The sequence below is a fragment of the Mesorhizobium sp. B2-3-14 genome, assembly GCF_006442175.1.
Lineage (GTDB): Bacteria > Pseudomonadota > Alphaproteobacteria > Rhizobiales > Rhizobiaceae > Mesorhizobium > Mesorhizobium australicum.
In genome coordinates this window covers 46352-65005 of the sequence record NZ_VFVP01000011.1, presented here as the reverse complement: position 1 = coordinate 65005, position 18654 = coordinate 46352, and the positions used below count along the sequence as shown (strand labels likewise).

Annotated in this window: 14 protein-coding genes; 11 read left to right on the top strand and 3 right to left on the bottom strand. The window is 60.9% G+C overall.

Annotated elements, in window-relative coordinates; all coding sequences use genetic code 11:
- Positions 1 to 9: 9 nt before the first annotated feature.
- Positions 10 to 864, bottom strand: coding sequence for a hypothetical protein (locus tag FJ950_RS23950; RefSeq protein WP_140619102.1), 855 nt, complete (start codon positions 862 to 864; stop codon positions 10 to 12).
- Positions 865 to 1809: 945 nt separating this feature from the next.
- Here FJ950_RS23950 and FJ950_RS23945 point away from each other — a divergent pair.
- From FJ950_RS23945 to FJ950_RS23915, 7 genes are all read left to right on the top strand, one after another.
- Entirely contained in the window at positions 1810 to 3156 is a 1347-nt protein-coding gene (locus FJ950_RS23945) for a family 1 glycosylhydrolase (protein ID WP_140619100.1), read from the top strand.
- Positions 3143 to 3880 carry an SDR family oxidoreductase gene (locus tag FJ950_RS23940; RefSeq protein ID WP_140619098.1) on the top strand — a complete coding sequence of 246 codons (738 nt, stop codon included), beginning with the start codon at positions 3143 to 3145 and terminating at the stop codon, positions 3878 to 3880. The genes FJ950_RS23945 and FJ950_RS23940 overlap by 14 nt, the downstream gene beginning before the upstream one ends.
- A gap of 652 nt (positions 3881 to 4532) precedes the next feature.
- Complete coding sequence (gene ugpC, locus FJ950_RS23935) at positions 4533 to 5588, top strand: sn-glycerol-3-phosphate ABC transporter ATP-binding protein UgpC (protein WP_140619096.1); 1056 nt, start codon at positions 4533 to 4535, stop codon at positions 5586 to 5588.
- Positions 5589 to 5627: 39 nt separating this feature from the next.
- Positions 5628 to 6956 carry an ABC transporter substrate-binding protein gene (locus FJ950_RS23930; protein ID WP_140619094.1) on the top strand — a complete coding sequence of 443 codons (1329 nt, stop codon included), beginning with the start codon at positions 5628 to 5630 and terminating at the stop codon, positions 6954 to 6956.
- 189 nt (positions 6957 to 7145) lie between these two features.
- On the top strand, positions 7146 to 8081 hold the full coding sequence (locus tag FJ950_RS23925; RefSeq protein WP_140619092.1) for a sugar ABC transporter permease: 936 nt from the start codon (positions 7146 to 7148) through the stop codon (positions 8079 to 8081).
- A 1-nt stretch (position 8082) separates the two neighbouring features.
- Positions 8083 to 8979 (top strand): carbohydrate ABC transporter permease, encoded by an 897-nt coding sequence (locus tag FJ950_RS23920; RefSeq protein WP_140619090.1) that lies wholly within the window; start codon positions 8083 to 8085, stop codon positions 8977 to 8979.
- A 135-nt stretch (positions 8980 to 9114) separates the two neighbouring features.
- Positions 9115 to 11175, top strand: a complete 2061-nt coding sequence (locus FJ950_RS23915; protein WP_140619088.1) for an HWE histidine kinase domain-containing protein — start codon at positions 9115 to 9117, stop codon at positions 11173 to 11175.
- Positions 11176 to 11639: 464 nt separating this feature from the next.
- Here the strand turns inward: FJ950_RS23915 and FJ950_RS23910 are convergent, their stop codons facing one another.
- Together FJ950_RS23910 and FJ950_RS23905 are read right to left on the bottom strand one after the other, a co-directional pair.
- Complete coding sequence (locus FJ950_RS23910; protein ID WP_140619086.1) at positions 11640 to 11819, bottom strand: hypothetical protein; 180 nt, start codon at positions 11817 to 11819, stop codon at positions 11640 to 11642.
- A gap of 520 nt (positions 11820 to 12339) precedes the next feature.
- Complete coding sequence (locus FJ950_RS23905; protein ID WP_140619085.1) at positions 12340 to 13437, bottom strand: mandelate racemase/muconate lactonizing enzyme family protein; 1098 nt, start codon at positions 13435 to 13437, stop codon at positions 12340 to 12342.
- Positions 13438 to 13607: 170 nt separating this feature from the next.
- Here FJ950_RS23905 and FJ950_RS23900 point away from each other — a divergent pair, with 170 nt between their 5' ends.
- From FJ950_RS23900 to FJ950_RS23885, 4 genes are all read left to right on the top strand, one after another.
- Complete coding sequence (locus tag FJ950_RS23900) at positions 13608 to 14357, top strand: FCD domain-containing protein (protein WP_246677752.1); 750 nt, start codon at positions 13608 to 13610, stop codon at positions 14355 to 14357.
- Complete coding sequence (locus FJ950_RS23895) at positions 14354 to 15973, top strand: GMC family oxidoreductase (protein ID WP_140619083.1); 1620 nt, start codon at positions 14354 to 14356, stop codon at positions 15971 to 15973. The genes FJ950_RS23900 and FJ950_RS23895 overlap by 4 nt, the downstream gene beginning before the upstream one ends.
- A 99-nt stretch (positions 15974 to 16072) precedes the next feature.
- On the top strand, positions 16073 to 17053 hold the full coding sequence (locus FJ950_RS23890; protein ID WP_140619081.1) for an ABC transporter substrate-binding protein: 981 nt from the start codon (positions 16073 to 16075) through the stop codon (positions 17051 to 17053).
- Positions 17054 to 17107: 54 nt separating this feature from the next.
- A complete protein-coding gene (locus FJ950_RS23885) occupies positions 17108 to 18652 on the top strand; it encodes a sugar ABC transporter ATP-binding protein (RefSeq protein WP_140619079.1) in 1545 nt (514 codons plus the stop codon).
- Positions 18653 to 18654 lie beyond the last annotated feature (2 nt).

Genomic DNA, 18654 nt, shown 5'->3' with positions numbered 1-18654 from the left:
CTCCACGGTTCACTGGCGCGGGTCGAGCCCTTTCGGTGGTCGGGTCGGCAGCAATGCGAGGGGAAGAGAGAGCGGGCCCAAGACAGCAGCCTGTTTCTGTTTTTCTCGCGAGCCCGGTTTGCGCCTCCATTCGACACCTGATCTGGGTGGTGCACGTGCAACCACACCTGCCGGCTTATGGATCATTCGCGAGCGCGCTGCAGCCGCAGGCCGGTTCCTGGTTGCGAGGTCGTCGATTGCCTCGCGCGCGGCACTCAGGCTCAGGGCCAGACCGGTCGCCCGTTCACGTTCTTCGTCCAGCGCCGCGCTTAACCCTACCGAGGTCCGGTTTGAAGCGTCACGTTCCTTGCGAACGACGTCGAGATCACGGGCAGCTGAATCGGCTCGTTTGCGTTCCAGTTCGAGCGCTTCTCCAGCTTGCCGTAGGCCTGCTTCGGCCGCCTCACGGTTCTTATTGGCGTTGGCCAGCTCGACGGCGGCGGCATTTGCGGCTGTCTTGAGGGCCTCGATGGTTCGGTGAGCCGTTGTGAGCTCTTGTCCCAAGAGCTCAACCTTGTGCCGTTGGTCGTCAAGAGCTTGCGTCACAGCAGTCTCGGGGAGGTGGTTGGAGCGTTGGGTTGCAGCGGCGGCGGCGGGCTTCTCACCGCCCCAGAGAGTGGCTTCGGCCCTGAAGCTTTCGATGGCGCGCTGCGCCGTCTGCAGATCGAGCGAAAGGGCTTCGTCCTTTTGCTGCTGCTCTTTTAGAGCTTGTGCTTGCTTGGCTAGCTCGGCTCGTGCGGCATCCAATTCGCGTCGTAACATCTCCTGATTTTCGCCGGGCAGCGTTTGCGCCTCTGTGTCGGGTGCCTGTGCTTGGCCGGCCACCAGCTCTCCAGGTGCGTGGGATCCGAACGCTCGCGCCGGTGTCTCGTCGGGCTCTTTGGCGACATCAACGTGTTCTGCAAATGCCTCCGACGAGCTGTCGCTGGCTGGGGGAGCCGCTGACGCGTCAGGCGCCCGCTGACTGTGTGCCGCAGATGCGAACAGCAAAACCAGGCATAGCGCAGAGAGGGTGAAAATGGCCCGGCCTGGACTTCCGCGCGTTGCGTGCGGCAAAAGCGAAGTCCATCGCCCAATCAAGCTGAACGCACCGAGGGGGGAAATCGCTCTCGTGCTCTGCCCATGACGCATCGCTGAACCTCAAGACCGCGGCCCTCACCGCATTGTATTTCCACCTGTTGAACATCCGCGCAGCCGAGCAAAAGCGCGAAGCCAGCGAAACATCAGCGCGCGCCAAAGCATCAGTTCGAACCTAACTGCTGGTTCCTTAGCTGCCATCATTCGAACGAACGGGAGATTCGTTCTTTAAGTGCGTGCCTTGCTTGGCTTCCCGCCTTGGCTCCAGCCCATTCCTTTGGCTGCTCCACTGTCGTGCAAAAAGGAGGGAGGCTGCCCTTGTGCCGAAGCGGCGCGCTACGGCAAGGGTGTTTCGCGCCACCGCCATAGCCGCCACCAGGACACCGTCGTCGTGACGAACGCGTTCCGCCAGTGGCCATCAGAGCACGCACGCGGCAACAGTTATCCGCATCGTGTGGCGATCTCTTCGCTTGGGGGGTTCCAGGACGAAATCACCTTCGGCGAAAATCCCCTCACTCGGCCACGTCAAGAAACTGAACACGCAGATCGCGGCATACCCGGCGAGACCCGCCACGCCATCCCGGTATTGGTCGCGTATCGCCAAGAAGCGCGATGACCTGCCGCCTGACCGGAACTGCGCTGCAACCTGGACGTTGGGAAATGGCTGCAGCTTGGCTGGTTCAGGACCCTTTCATGTTCAATTTCGTCTTTGCCACCGGCATTGAAAACAGCGCTCCCACGATTAGTGGAGGTCGGGAGCGTGTCGACGAAATGGAGAAATGTCGCTTCTACCAGCAATGGCGCACCGACTTCGAACTGCTCCAGGATCTGGGTCTTCGCTTCCTCCGCTACGGGCCTCCAATTCACAAGACTTGGCTGGGCGACGGACACTACGACTGGACCTTCGCCGATGAGACCTTCTCTGACCTGAAGGCTAAGGATATTCTTCCGATCGTCGACCTCTGCCATTTCGGCGTTCCGGACTGGGTGGGCAATTTCCAGAATCCGGATTTTCCGCGGCTATTTGAATGTTACGCGCGCGACTTCGCAACCCGCTTTCCTTGGATCCAGCTCTACACACCCGTCAATGAGATGTTCATCTGCGCCACCTTTTCAGCGCGCTGGGGTTGGTGGAACGAGCAACTGAGCACCGATGCCGCGTTCGTCACCGCTCTCAAGCATATCGTGAAGGGCAACGTGGTGGCGATGCGGGCGATCCTGCAAGTGAGGCCCGACGCTATTTTCATTCAAAGTGAATCCTCGGAATACTTCCACGCTGACTCCCCCGAGGCCATCGGCAAGGCGGAGCGCTTCAATAGCCAGCGTTTCCTATCGCTCGACCTCAATTACGGGCATGACGTCGACGCCCGTACGTATCGCTACCTGCTCGAAAACGGGATGACCGCGCAGGAGTACAGCTTCTTTCTGGAAAACCATTTGCGCAGGCATTGCGTGATGGGCACTGACTATTACCAGACCAACGAGCACCGGGTTTGGGCGGACGGAACCACGTCGGCTTCCGGCGAGGTGTTTGGCTATGACGAAATTACGCGCCAGTATTTCAACCGTTACCGCCTGCCTGTCATGCATACAGAGACAAACATTCGCGAAGGCCCGAACGGGGACGAAGCCGTTTACTGGTTGTGGAAGGAGTGGGCCAACGTGCTTAGGATCCGCAATGACGGCATACCGATCGTCGGATTCACCTGGTACTCGCTGACGGATCAGGTGGACTGGGACAGCGCCCTGCGCGAGAACAACGGAACGGTCAATGCGGTCGGCCTCTATGACTTGGACCGTAATCCCAGGGCGGTGGGAACCGCATATAGAGCGCTCATCGCCGACTGGAACAAGCTGCTCGCCACCCAAAGTGTGTGCCTGGCTTTGCCCGTCTTTTTGCCGTCCGAGCAGGACGACCCAAGTGTTCGCGCACAGCAGGACTATGCGCGGGGCCTTTTGCATGTGGACCGGATCGCTGAAGCTGGGGCCGAACCGCTCGAACCCTCCAAGGACAAGGTGAAACCCGATGCGCCTGGCTGACAAGAGTGCAATTGTGACCGGCGCTGCAAGCGGCATCGGGCTGGCCATCGCGACCCGCTTGGGCACCGAAGGCGCCCGCGTTGTCATAGCCGACCTAGTTGGAGCCAATGCGCAGGCGGCCGCACAGGCAGTCCGAAAAGCCGGCGCACCGGACACCGCCGTGTCGGCTGGCGACGTTTCAGACGAGGTTGCAGTCGCACAGTGCTGTCGACTGGCGCTGGCGCGATTCGGCAGGTTGGACATTATCGTCAACAACGCCGGCCTGATAATGTTCAAGCCTCTCGAGGCGTTCACCAGCGCGGACTGGCTGAAGGTGCTGAGTGTGGACCTGCTGGGGGCAGTCCATTTCACGCGTGAGGCATTCGCGCACATGACCAATGGCGGGTCGATCGTGAACATCTCAAGCGTGCACGCGCTTGAAACGACGCCGCATGTTGCCCCTTACGCAGCGGCGAAAGCCGCGCTGCTGTCGCTCACCCGGTCGACCGCGATCGAAGGCCGGGCGCGTGGCATACGCGCCAATGCTATCCTGCCAGGGGCCATCGACACACCGATGCTTTGGGAAAATCCGAACATCACGTCCGGCGTCGAAACCATTAGCCCGGAAGATGTCGGCAAGCCCGAGCAGATTGCCGCGGCCGCCGCTTTCCTGGCTTCAGACGACGCCGCCTTTGTGAACGGCGCGGCGCTCAACGTGGATGGCGGCCGGTTGGCGCGGCTCTAGACGTGCACGCGGTATTGCTGCGGCACTGCGAAGCCAGGTCTCGCATGGATCACCCGCACCGGCGTGGACGGCGCGCGCGTGGGCAGGGAACAATCCTGGGCCCGGGGGCTCGAAGACAATCACATTGTCACGGCTGGAGAAAGGCTCGCATCAAGCTGGGCAGCCCAGATTGCATCCCTCAGCGCTCCGGCAGGAGCATCTCCGGACAGCGGCAGCGATGCGGACCAATGCCACGAAGGAGATCACGAGAGGCGCGATGGGCGGCATGAATGCGGACGAGCGGTCTCCAGCGGTCGGCCTACCAGGAGCCGAGCCTCGTCGGCCAACCAGCTCGCCGGCCGTCAGTCCATTCGATTGCCGTTGAGGTCGCCGCCACTGGCCGCCGCCTTGTTCCGCAATATTTGGAGAATCGGAGGTGCACAAGGATGGGACGGCGATGGCCGAGGAATGCTGCGTTTGTCCCGAGCGGCCGAGCGCCTCTCGAAACATTGAAAATTCGATCTAGATCACTGTGGCCCAGGGAGATCAGGCCGTGCTTTACACGCACTGCTGGTAGCGCTACCACTTCAGATGGAGGACGCGGCAAGACCGGAAGCTGCGTATGTGAAGTGGACGTCTTCCTGCAGGCGTCTAATCGCTCGGGAGGAAATCGATGGCGTCCGTTGCGATCCGCGATGTCTATAAGTCCTTCGGCGTCGCCGAGATTCTCCATGGCGTCGGCATCGACATAGAAGACGGCGAGTTCGTCACGCTCGTCGGCCCCTCGGGCTGTGGGAAGTCGACGCTGTTGCGCATGATCGCGGGCCTGGAGGGCATCACGCGCGGCGAGATCGCCATTGGCGGGCGCGTTGTCAACGCGGTCGCCCCCAAGGAGCGCGACATTGCCATGGTGTTCCAGAACTACGCGCTCTATCCACATATGACGGTGCGAGAGAATATGGCGTTCTCCCTGATGTTGAAGCGTGTCTCGAAGCAGGAGAGCGATGCCAAGGTTGCGCGTGCCGCGGAAATTCTCAACCTCACGCCGCTTCTGTCGCGCTATCCCCGGCAGCTTTCCGGCGGGCAGCGGCAGCGCGTGGCGATGGGCCGGGCGATCGTTCGCGACCCGCAGGTGTTCTTGTTCGACGAGCCCCTCTCCAATCTGGATGCCAAGCTGCGCGTGCAGATGCGCGCAGAGATCAAGGAACTGCACCAGCGCCTGAAGACCACGACCGTCTATGTCACTCACGACCAGATCGAGGCGATGACGATGGCCGACAAGATCGTCGTCATGCATGACGGCAATGTGGAGCAGATCGGGCGCCCGCTCGATCTTTATGACCGCCCCGACAATCTTTTCGTGGCGATGTTCATCGGCTCTCCAGCCATGAACATGCTGACAGGACGCATTGGCGCCAGCGGCTTTGAAGGCAGCTCCGGCGTCGCCGTACACTTGCCGCAGACGCCGAAAGGCCTGAATGGAGGTCGAGTGGTACTTGGCATCCGGCCAGAGCATCTGCGCCTCTGCGACCAGGGCTTTCCCGTCACCATCTCCGTCATCGAACCGACCGGGTCGGAGTTGCAGATCATCGGCCGCGCGCCTGGCGGCGAAGAGATCGTCGCGAATTTTCGGGAGCGCCACCCGTTCCAGCCGGGCCAAACCGTCAGGCTCGCCGCCGAACCAAGCCTGGTCCATCTCTTTGACGCAGATACGGGCCGCCGGCTTTGAATATGCCGAGGTCAGCCAATCAAACAGGAGGAAATGGCCATGAGATACACCAGAAGAGACGTGATCCGCACCAGCGCCGTTGCTGCGGCGGCCGGAGCAATCGGTAGCCGGCTGCTTGGCACGTCAGCCTTTGCCCAGGATGGGCCGAAATACACGCCCGAAAAGGGCGCCAAGCTCAGGCTCCTTCGCTGGTCACCATTCGTCCAGGGTGATGAGAACGCCTGGCTGGCGCAGACGAAGAAATTCACCGATGCCACCGGTGTCGAGGTGCGCGTCGACAAGGAGAGCTGGGAGGACATTCGTCCCAAAGCGGCGGTCGCCGCCAATGTCGGCTCGGGTCCTGACCTGATGTTCGTCTGGTTCGACGATCCGTTCCAATATCCCGACAAGCTCCTCGATGTGACCGATCTCGGAGATTATCTGGGCAAGAAATATGGCGGCTGGCACGAGGGCCCAAAGAGCTACGCCACCAAGGACGGCAAGTTCATCGGGCTGCCGCTGGCTACCATAGGCAACGCGATCGTCTACCGCGAGAGTTGGGTCAAGGAGGCCGGCTTTTCCGAGTTCCCGAAGGACACCGACAGCTTCCTCGAATTGTGCAAGGCTCTGCAAGCCAAGGGCCACCCAGCCGGCTTCACCCATGGCCACGGCGTCGGCGACGGCAACAACTACGCCCACTGGCTCTTATGGAGCCATGGCGGCAAGATGGTCGACGAGAACAGCAAGGTGGTGATCAACAGTCCCGAGACGCTGAAGGCGATCGAATATGCCCAGGCCCTCTACAAGACCTTCATCCCTGGCACCGAAAGCTGGCTCGACGTCAACAACAATCGTGCCTTCCTGGCCGGCGAGCTGTCGGTCATCGCCAACGGTATCTCGGCCTATGAAACAGCCAGGATCAACAAGGACAAGGATCCCAAGCTGGCTGAAATGGCCAAGGACATCCGCACGGCCAGCTTGCCGATCGGTCCGGTCGGCAAGGCGGTGGAGCTTTACCAGGTCACTTCGGCGGTGATCTTCAACTACACGCCCTATCCCAACGCGGCCAAGGCCTATCTGCAGTTTATGTTCGAGGAACCGCAGATGTCGGAATGGATCAAGGGCTCTTCCGGCTATTGCTGCCAGACCTTGAAGGCCTACGACGACAATCCGATCTGGAAGGCCGATCCAAACTATGCGCCCTATGCCAAGGCGTCAGCGACGCTGCGCAACAACGGCTACGCAGGGCCGCTCGGCTACGCGTCCGCCGCGACCATGGCCGACTATGTGCTGGTCGACATGTTCGCCAAGGCGGTGACTGGTCGGGCGACACCGCAGGAGGCAATGGAAGAGGCCGAAAAGCGCGCCAACAGGTATTACCGGGTGTAGTCTGGACGTGTTCTTCCATTCGCGGGGGAAGACGCTTGTTGTTTTCCGGTCGACCCCAGCAGGCGCCGCGACGTGCCGCCGAAAGGCACGCGCCCGCAAGGAGAGAGCGCGGACCAATGGGCCCGCGCGCCTGTAATCCACGAAGGTCGAAGGACTGCTGCAACTCGATACCCGCCACAGGAGCCTTTCATGGCCGTGACAACCGCCGCCCCGCCCCGCCCTTCCTTCTTGTCGCGCATTGCCGAAAGCCGTGGCCTGCTCAGCTTTGGCTTTATGCTGCCGACAGTGGTGCTGCTGCTGGTCTTTCTGACCTATCCGCTCGGGCTGGGCGTCTGGCTCGGCTTTACCGACGCCCGCATCGGCAGGCCGGGCGTCTTCATCGGCCTGGAGAATTATGAATACCTCTGGGACGACAGCGTGTTCTGGCTGTCCGTGTTCAACACGCTTCTCTACACGGTGAGCGCGTCTATCCTGAAGTTCGCCCTCGGCCTTTGGCTGGCGTTGCTGCTCAACGAGAACCTGCAGTTCAAATCGTTTTTCCGCGCCGTGGTGCTTCTTCCCTGGGTGGTGCCGACGGTGCTATCGGCGATCGCCTTCTGGTGGATCTACGATTCGCAATTCTCGATCATCTCCTGGGCCCTCAAGCAGATGGGCCTCATCGACCACAACATCAACTTCCTTGGCGATCCGCAAAACGCGCGCGCTTCGGTGATCGCCGCTAATGTCTGGCGCGGCATTCCCTTCGTCGCCATAACGCTGCTTGCCGGCCTGCAGACGATCCCGCAATCACTCTACGAAGCCGCCACGCTGGACGGCGCCGGTCGATGGCAGCTGTTTCGTTATGTCACCTTGCCGCTGCTGACGCCGATCATCGCCATCACGATGACCTTTTCGGTACTGTTCACCTTCACCGATTTCCAGCTCATCTATGTGCTGACGCGCGGCGGCCCGGTGAACGCCACACATCTCATGGCGACGCTTTCTTTCCAACGTGGCATTTCGGGCGGGCAGCTCGGCGAAGGCGCAGCCATCGCCGTGGCGATGATCCCGTTCCTACTAGGCGCGATCCTGTTCAGCTATTTCGGCCTGCAGCGACGCAGATGGCAGCAAGGCGGCGGAGATTGAGATGGCTCTGACCGACCCCAAGGCCAACGCAGCCGGCGGCGACGAAGGTGGCATGAGCTATCTGCAAAGCATGCCGCGTCGCGTGGTCACGATCTATGTCCCGCTGGCCATATTTGTCATCGTGCTGCTCTTTCCCTTTTACTGGATGACGATCACCGCCATCAAACCCAACGCAGAAATGACGAGTTACGATACATCGAGCCCGTTCTGGGTCGTCCACCCGACCTTGCAGAACATCCGCTATCTGCTTTTCGAGACCTCCTATCCCGGCTGGCTGCTCAACACGACGATTATTGCGGTCGCCGCTACCGTGCTGTCGCTTGTCGCCGCGGTGTTGGCTGCGTATGCGATCGAGCGACTGCGTTTTTCCGGCTCGCGCCAGGTCGGGCTGGCCGTGTTCCTCGCCTATCTGGTCCCACCGTCCATCCTGTTCATTCCGCTGTCGGTGATGGTGTTTAATCTCGGGCTTTATGACACGCCCTTTGCCTTGATCCTGACTTATCCGACTTTCCTGGTGCCTTTCTGCACCTGGTTGCTGATGGGCTATTTCCGTTCCATTCCCTTCGAACTGGAGGAGTGCGCCCTCATCGACGGCGCCAGCCGCTGGCAAGTGCTAACCAAGATCGTGCTGCCGCTGTCGGTACCAGGGCTGATCTCGGCGGGTATCTTCGCCTTCACGCTGTCGTGGAATGAGTTCATCTACGCCCTCACCTTCATCCAGTCGTCCGAGAATAAGACCGTGCCGGTGGGCGTGCTGACCGAGCTGGTCCGCTCCGACGTTTACGAATGGGGTTCGCTTATGGCAGGCGCCCTGATAGGCTCGCTGCCGGTGGTGATCCTTTATTCCTTCTTCGTCGAGCACTACGTGTCGTCAATGACCGGCGCGGTCAAAGAGTAGCCCACGGCAGTGACCGGCGGCCATGGCACCTTATCGCGTGCGCCACGGCGCACCGGAAGCATTATATTCGCTTAAACTAACGCTTGCCGTTCGTGGCCCGCCGATTATGGTGAGGTTCCTGAGCCGGCACGGGATATGGACTTGCCTCGTCGATCAGTTCGATCGCATCTGCTTGCTTTGACCGCCGCCGCAGTTGTCCCGGTGTGGCTGTTTGCCGGCTATCTGCTAGGCCAATATGCCCTGCATGAACGATATCGTTTTGAGCAGGATGCCGTGCAAACGGCTCGCCAGGTGTCGCTCGTTGTAGAGGGCGAGCTGGCGAATCTCAAAACCATCCTCGACGGCCTGTCCAAATCCGCCGCGCTCGCCAGTGGCGATCTGCAAGCCTTTCACCGCGAGGCGCTCGATCTTGTCCACGGGACGGACCGGACGATCGTCCTGCGCGATCTTGGCGGCAATCAGCTGATGAACACCGAAATAGGCTACGGTGCCGCCTTGCCGTCAGTCGCACCTATAGCTTCTGTCGAGCGCGAGAAACTCAGCCGTTCCGGTGTTTTCGTCAGCGATGTCTTCAGCGGCAAAGGCTCGGGCGAATACCGCGTAGCTGTTGCCGTTCGGGTGCCCGCCCCGAAGGGGGAGGACCTGCTTCTTACGCTTTCTGTGCCGACTGCCCGGATCCGCGATGTTCTGATGCCGGCGGTCCCGCAAGGATGGACTGTGGGCGTGGGAGATCGCGACGGAAATTACGTTGCACGTTCCAGGTTCCACGACGAATGGACCGGGAAGCGCGGATTGCCCGAATACGTGGAAAAGATAGTCGGGCGCTCGGGCTCATTCACGTCACGCAATTTCGAAGGGGAGACGCTGCTGGCGGGCTACTACAGGTCTCCGGACTCTGATTGGTTTTACACAGCAAACGTGCCGCTTGCAGCAGCGCAGGCGCCGCTCTGGCGCTCGCTTGCGGCGATCTGCGGGATAGGTCTCCTGTCGCTTCTTGTCTCGGTTGCTCTGGCATATTTCGTCGGCAAAGGATTCACCCGGGCCACCGCTGAACTGGCGACACGGGCCGAAGCGCTGGGTCACGGCCGCAGCGTCGAAGCCTTGTCGACCTCGGTTACGGAGTTCGCTGCCATCGCCCAGGCGATGGTGGATGCGGAGCGGGCGATCGCCGAACGGCGCTACGAGCTGGAGGCGGTGTTGGAGACAGCGCCGGCGGCAGTCTGGTTTACCTATGATCCGAAGGCTCTTCAGGTCATCCGCAACCGCTTCGCGGCAGAACTCATGGGCCTGCCGACAGACGCGCACAAAACCTTCGGCAGCCCCGACCTTGTCATCGACACGGTGGCCGTCAAGGACGGGCACATAGTGAGCCGCGAAGACCGCCCTCTTAGCCGCGCCATGCGCGGGCAGCTGACGGATCACGAAGAGTTCGTCTACACGTTGCCGTCAGGTATCGAGCGCCTTCTACTTTCCAGCGCACGTCCAATTCGCAACCCCAGTGGCAGCATTATTGGCGCCGTTCAAATCAGCCTCGACATAACGGAACGCAAACGCGGCGAGGAGCAGCTCAAATTGCTGACCAATGAGCTGAACCATCGCGTGAAGAATATCCTTGCCGTGGTTCAGTCCATTGCCTCCCAGACACTTCGCAACGCCACAAGCCTGGCTGAAGCAGGACGCACGCTCTCCAGCCGTCTCGTCTCGCTGGCCAAGGCCAACGATCTGCTTATTCAGCAGAACTGGAGTGGCGCCGACGTCAGGGATCTGATTGCCACATCGGTCAGCTCACACGCACCGATCGACCGCTTCGGGATTAGCGGCGAGTCGGTCTGGCTATCACCGAACGTCGCTCTTTCGGCCGCTCTGGCTTTTCATGAGCTTACGACGAATGCGCTCAAGTATGGAGCACTGTCGAACGAAACCGGCACGGTGTCGATTCATTGGAAGCTCGTCGGTCAAAAACAGCATCGCTGGCTCAATTTAGAATGGCGCGAACGGGGAGGTCCGCCCGTCGAACCGATCGAGCGAAAGGGCTTCGGCACGCAGCTCCTCGAGCGCGTGTTTGCGTCCGGCACGTCCGGACGCGTCACTCTGAAGTTCCACAAATCGGGACTGATCTGCACCATGCGAATGAATGCTGCGTCTGAGGTCAATCCCGCGGTGGACAACGGCGACAGCCGCAGAGGCGAAATGTAGAGATCTTCCTAGCGAAGCTCTCCCGGCTGCGCAGGAACGCGAAAGATCAACCCGTCTTTCGCATAGTCGGTCGGCTGCCCAATCCGACGCATACACGATTGGTAAGGATGGGCCGGATTGAAATTAACGACCGCTTCGAGGCCAAGGTGTGCGGTCTTTCAGGTCGTGGACAAGTCAAACCACCCCGGCAAAGGCGCGAACGGATTAATGAGAGGGGGTCGATCACTGCTCCTCGTCTTCTTCCTGCGCACAGCTGTTCCAATCGAACGTTGCCCATTTCATGCATGTCGGTCGTGCACCGAACCGCCGCGATCACAGGCTTGCGCGCAGTGTGTGCCACCGTCGCCCGGCTCCCTGTCGAACGAATAGCCATACCGACTTCGATCTGGTCGCCAGGATTGGTCTTGAAAGCTTGCTCGATGGCGAGGTGCGAACCTAGCCACCCGAAGCGATTCGGTCGGCATCTATAGCGTTTCTTGCAATATGCGAATGTCGGCCTCGATCTTGATAACCACGCTCTTCAAGTAGCCGCGCTCTTGAAGAGCGAAACCATAATGCTTGTCGTCTTCCGGGATTGCTTCCAGGCGAAGGATCGCGGCGATTATGTCATCCCGCACCACGACTAGGCTCTTGATCGGGTCCATGTCACCCCCAATGCTTTGCTTGAGCATATCGGAGTTTTGACCGGATCGCGACGTCGAGATTTTGCCGCCTAAGTTTCGAGGCGTGACATTGACAAGCTGGTTTTGCGATCGCCGACTTCGCTGGTGGCCTGCTTTGCGGTCGCGCTCCTCGCCACGAGGCGCCCGTTGTCCGTCTCCGAGCCACCTTTCGGAACAGGAGCTCTGGGCGAACCCGGAGACGGTCCTTCTCGTCGGTGAAACTGGAGAATACCTGCTTTCCGCCCCCTCTTTGAAAAGCGCCCTTGCGTGATGTGATTTGGCGAAGGCGAGCAGCTGGCCAGACGTACCTGATGAATCGGTAAGCCGAAGGCGGCCGGCGCCGGGTGGGAGCTGGGTGGCGTGGTTGGCGCCGGCCGAGCGGAATCAGGTCCGCCGCCAAAGCAATATCGCCCATATCGAGGCCCCCGGCTATTACGTGAACGCGCAAGGCCACGCTATCGCCAACTGGGATGCTAGGGTGGAGCGTTCACCTGCATGCCAGCTAAGCGGCGCTGGCTGCCGACAATTTTTGCCAGTCGAATAGCACACCGACGCCCGCCTCGTCGGGTGCCACTGCTAGCCCGCCATGAAGCACCAAGGGCCTGGTTGTATAGGAGTCGATGTCGAAACTGTGCGCTTCGACCCACCCGGCATTCTCCTGGCCAGCGACGAGGCTGACGTGAAGTTCCTGCATGCCGTGGCTGCACACCGGCACCCCGGCCTTGCGTGAACGGTGAGCGACCCGCAGCCAGCCGGTGACGCCACCGCAATTCGAGGCATCCGGTTGGATATAGGACAGCCTCGACCACGCAAAGGCGTGCTCGAACTCCTCAATCACGTGCAGATTCTCTCCCATCGCGAGCGGCATGCCAGTTGCCTGCGCGATGGTCGCGTAACCTTCATAGTCGTCGGGAATGATAGGCTCCTCGAACCATAATATGTCATAGGGCGCGAAAGCCTTTGCCGCTTCGATCGCGCGCGGAACATCCAACGCGTAGTTCGCATCCACCATCAACGGCGTATCAGGTCCGATACGCTCCCGGACGGCTCTCACGCGGGCCACATCTTCGGCAAGGTTGTCCTTACCTACCTTGATCTTCACTGCCGTGAAGCCTGCCTGGAGATAAGATTCGATGTTGGAAAGGAGCTGATCAAGGGTGAGATTCAGGTCGATGCCGCCGCGATACACCTTCGCAGTTCGGCCTGCTCCGCCTGCCATCTTCCAGAGCGGAAGGCCCGTCCGCAGGCCCTTGAGATCCCATAAAGCTATATCGACCGCCGAAATTGCAAAGGAAGCGATGCCGCCGCGCCCGACATAGTGAATATGCCACAACATGCCGTCGTAGACGGCATCGATGTCAGCGGCGTCGCGCCCAAGCAAAAAGGGCGTCAGATCACGCTCGATGAGGGCGCGGATGGCATGGCCGCCCTTGCCGCCCGTGTAAGTATAGCCGGTACCCTCGCTGCCATCGGTAAGCCTGACAGTCACGGTCACCAGTTCGAAATGGGTGTGGGCGCCATGCTTGGCATCGCTCATCTCTTCGCGCAGTGGCACACGGAACAGCCGTGTCTCGACGCCCTGGATTGCCGTGCTGCTCACATCGGAGTCCTCTTGTGCGTGTGGATTTGGTACGACCATAATTGCATCAGAAATGGCCTAACTGCAACGTTAAAGCCGGGCAGCCGCCATTTTGGTCCGACGAAATATCGTAGCTGCTTGTGCTTTGGTCCGATTTGCGCCTTAATGGAGGTGCGACATGGAGATCAGGCTTGCTGCAGACGGAACAGCATCGGGGAGCGCCGGCGATGGTCGGATCTGCTCGCGCGGCCGACATCATGGTAGCGGGCATCGAGCGCGACATCATTTCCGGAAAGCTTGATGATGGCAGCTATCTGCCGGCTGAGCGGGAACTCATGGCGCTATACGGCGTGGGACGTGGCGTGGTGCGCGAAGCAATCGCCCGGCTGGCAAGCCGGGGGCTAGTCGAAGCGCGCCCCCGCTTTCGCCCGGTGGCCCGTCGTCCGGGGCTCGATACAGCTCTTGGCGCGCTGGAAGGCATCGTCGGCCACTTGTTGGTCGATAAGGCCGGCGTGAAAACCCTGTACGACATGCGCGTCTTCCTGGAAGCGGCCTTGGCTCGCAGTGCCGCCATCAGCGCCCGCAAGGACGATGTCGCAGCGCTCAGGGCGGCACTTGCGGTGAACGAGGCCGCGATACCGGACTCCGAGAACTTCTATGCCACCGATGTGGCGTTTCACGCGGTGCTTTACGACATCGCGCGCAACCCGGTGTTGCCCGCCGTGCATAAGGCGTTTACCGCCTGGCTCTCCCCGCATTGGCTGCGCATGCCGAGATCGCCTGAGCGCAATCGGGTGAATTTCCTCAGCCATCGTGACATCTGTGCCGCGATCATCGAGCGTGACCCCGATGGTGCCGAGCGGGCCCTGCTCAACCATCTTGCCTCGGCATGGGAATATGTCCGCGGAACCTTCGAAACACCTGACGGACAGGAAGGATGACGAGGTCCTACGATCATATTGTCGTGGGCGGCGGAGCGTCGGGCTGCGTTGTAGCGGCCAGACTGGCGAGAGCGGGCCGGCGGGTTCTCTTGCTGGAGGCTGGGCATTCGCACCGCCATCCGCTGCTCGACATGCCGCCCGGCATTTTTAAGATGATCAACGGCTCAAAATTCATGAGCTATCATCGCACCGAACCTCAGGCGCACCTCGACGGCCGCGTACACGAAATCTCGCAAGGCAACGTGCTGGGTGGCGGTACTTCGGTCAACGCCCAGGTCTACATGCGCGGCCGGCCCGCAGATTATGACGAATGGGATGAATTGCTGCGTGGCAACAATGCCGGTATCCGCTGGAACTGGCAGGCCGTGCTGCCGCATTTCACCGGCATGGAAGGTAACAACCGCCTTGGCGGCGAGTTGCACGGAACCGCCGGCCCCCTGCTTGTCTCCGACCCCGGTTATATTGACGATGTTTCGCGCTGGTTCGTGCAGGCGCTGCAAGGGCTGGGACTGCCCTACAACCATGATTTCAACGGAGCTTCGCAGCGCGGCGTAGGCTTCTACCAGTTCACGAACCGCGGTGGAAAACGCAGCAGTGCCGCCTATGCGTTCATCGAGCCTCTATTGCGTGATCCCAGGCTCACCCTGAGACTGAATTGTGCGGTCAGCCGCGTGATGATCGAAAACGAGCGCGCCAGAGGAGTCGCCTATGTGGATTCCTCTGGCACAGAACACACCGCCTATGCCGACGGCGACGTCATCATCTCATCAGGCGCGCTGATTTCGCCGAAACTTCTCATGCTGTCGGGCGTCGGCCCCGCCGATGCGCTTGCGCAGCATGGCATCGCCTGTACAGCCGACTTGCCAGGGGTCGGCGAGAACCTGATCGACCATCCTGAGGTGCCGATCATCGCCACCACCAACGGATCCTATGGCTACTTCAAGCAGGGCCAAGGCTGGCGAATGGTCAGAAACGGTCTGCAGTTCAAGCTTTTCGGCACCGGCACGATCCTGTCTGCTGGCGTCGAGGCGGGAGCTTTCGTCAATCCTGCCGATCCCGAAGGCGAGCCGACGATCCAAGCATTTTGCGTGCCGCACGTGTACCTGGACCGCGACATCCTCACGCTGGTCGCCAATACCTATGGGCTGACCGTAACGACGGTGGTTGTGAAGCCAAAGTCGCGCGGCTTTGTGAAGCTTCGTTCGGCAAATCCAAAGGACATGCCGGTCGTTTCTCCTCATTTGCTCGCACACCCAGAGGACATGAAGGAGATGATCTCGGGCCAGCGCTATTTCCTCGAGGCATTCCGAACGAAACCGCTGGCTGATCGCGTGAAGGCCATAGCCGTGCCGGCAGGCAATGAAGACAGTGACGAGGCTTTAGCGAAGCACTGCAAGCGGTTCGTCAAGACGAACTACCATCCGGCCGGGACCTGTCGGATGGGCCCCGACAGCGATCGGATGGCGGTGCTGGACGCTGCGATGCGCGTGCGCGGGATTGACAATCTGCGGGTCGCGGACATGTCGGCCTGTCCTAACATCAATGCCGGCAACACGGCCGCGCCGGCGATGATGCTGGGCGACCGCTGCGCCGACTTCATCCTGGAGGCGGCATAGCGGCCAAGGAAATCCAAAGGCAAAGCGGGCAGCCGCCAATGCAAGGATGGTGAGGAACATTCACAGTCGTCAAAAACGACAAATCAAGGAGGAAAGAGCATGATCATTACCCGTCGGAAATTGTTAATAGGCTCCGCCGTTGGCGCCGCGGCACTCACACTAGGATCGCGGGCCTTCGCGGCGCTTCCGCCACTTGCCAAAAAGGACAAGTACAAGGTCGGCTTCGCGCAGACGGAAAGCAACAATCCCTGGCGGCTGGCCGAGACCAAGAGCATGCACGACGAGGCCGCGAAGCTCGGCCATCAGTTGGTCTACACCGACGCAGCCGGGTCGTCTGCAAAGCAGGCCGCCGACGTAAACTCGATGATCGCACAGGGCGTCGACGCTATCTTCTTGCCTCCGCGCGAGGACAAACCGCTGGTGCCGGTCGTCCTAGCCGCCCGCGATGCCGGCATCCCGGTCTTCCTGATCGATCGGGACGTCGACCATACGATGGCAAAGCCCGGCGAGGACTATGTCTGCTTCATCGGTTCCGATTTCATCGAGGAGGCAACCCGCATCGGCGAATGGCTGGTCAAGAACGCCAACGGTAAATCGAAGATCATCGAACTCGAAGGCACGACTGGCGCGTCGGCAGCGACCGACCGAAAGAAGGGCTTCGACGATTTCATCGCGAAGCACTCGGAATTCAAGATTTTGGCGTCCCAGTCGGGCGACTTCGCCCGCGACAAGGGCCGCCAGGTGGCCGAGACGCTGCTCCAGGCGCATCCCGACGCCGACATTATTTATGCCCACAACGACGAGATGGCCCTGGGGGCCATTGCCGCCTTGGAAGCTGCCGGCAAGGCCCCGGGCAAGGACGTCCTGATCTTGTCGATCGACGGGGAAAAAGAAGGCGTGCAGGCGATCATCGACGGTAAAATCGGCGCTATTTGCGCATGCAGCCCACTGTTTGGGCCGAAGGCGTTCGCCACCATGGCCGACTACGCCGCCGGCAAGAAAATCCCGCCCTTCATCAAGAACGAAGATCACTTCTTTGACGCCACCAACGCCAAGAAGGATTTCGACATCGCGTTTTGATTGCACTTTCATGGCCTGCCCACATCCGCGGGCGGGCCATTCGGAGCTTGGCCCATGACCGCTCAGCCGGTTGAATCCGCTCGGTTGCTTTTGGATATGCGCGAAATCCAGAAGAAATTTGCCGGCATCCCGGCGCTGACCGAGGCCACGCTTCAGGTCCGTGCGGGTGAAGTCCACGCCCTCATCGGCCAGAACGGGGCGGGGAAATCCACCCTGATCAAGGTGCTTACGGGCTACCATCGCAAGGACGCCGGCGTGGCCCTTTTCCAAGGCCGTCCATTCGAGGCCGGCTCGCCGCACGAGGCGCAGCTCAGTGGCATCAGCACCATCTACCAGGAGGTCAATCTCGTCCCGCTGCGCTCGGTGGCCGAGAATATTTGCCTCGGTCGTGAGAAACGCCGCTACGGCCTCTTGGACTGGTCTGCCATGAACGCGGATGCGGAACGCCTGCTTAGCCGGTTCTCGATCCTCATTGACGTGCGCCGTCCGCTCGGCGATTTCAACACCGCCACCCAGCAGATGGTGGCGATCGCCCGAGCAATCGGCTTTTCGGCCCGGCTCGTCATTATGGACGAGCCGACCTCTTCCCTTGACGAGCGTGAGGTTGCGGTTCTGTTCAACGTGATCCGGCAGTTGAAGGCCGAGGGCGTCTCCGTCATTTTCGTCAGCCACAAGCTCGACGAGCTCTTCGAGGTTTGCGATCGGGTTACGATCATGCGCGATGGCCGGACGGTGCGAAGCGCTGAGATGGAGGACATCAGCAAGCTCGAGCTGGTGGCGGCGATGCTCGGCCGCGATGTCTCCGTGGTCGAGGGTCACGCAACAGCCTTCGGCGAGCGCGATCGCTCCAAGCTAGGCGATGTGTTGTTTTCCGCGCGCGGCCTTGCCGCCGGACAGTCGGTACGCCGTGTAAGCTTCGACGTACGTCGTGGCGAAATTGCAGGCTTTGCGGGCCTGCTTGGCGCCGGCCGCACCGAAACAGCGCGGCTTGTTTTTGGGGCCGACCCCCTCAGCGCCGGTGACATGACGATAGAGAACTCGCCTTACCGCCCTGCCGGCCCGGCCGATGCCATCGCCGCGGGCATGGGCTTCTGCACCGAGGACCGCAAGGCCGAGGGCATCGTGCCGGAAATGACGGTGGCGGAGAATGTCACACTTGCGCTGCTGCCGAAGATCAGCCGCAACGGTGTCCTGAACGAGACGCGGCAGCGTGAAATCGTCGAGCGGTTCATCCGCGAACTTGGCATCAAATGTTCCGGCCCGAACCAGAGGGTTCGCGAACTCTCCGGCGGAAATCAGCAGAAGGTCCTGCTTGCCCGCTGGTTGGCGATGAATCCGAAGCTGCTTATCCTTGACGAGCCGACGCGCGGCATCGACGTCGGTGCAAAGGGCGAGATCCAGCGTCTCATCCGACGGCTCGCCGATGAGGGATTGGGAGTTTTGATGATCTCCTCTGAACTGGAAGAAGTCATCGAGGGCGCGGACCGCATTTTCGTCTTGCGCGAAGGTATCAGCGTGGCCGAGCTAGAAGGCGATGCCGCCAACGAAAAGGACGTCATCGCAGCCATGGCGCATGGCGGTTCACCGGCGGAGGTGTAAGC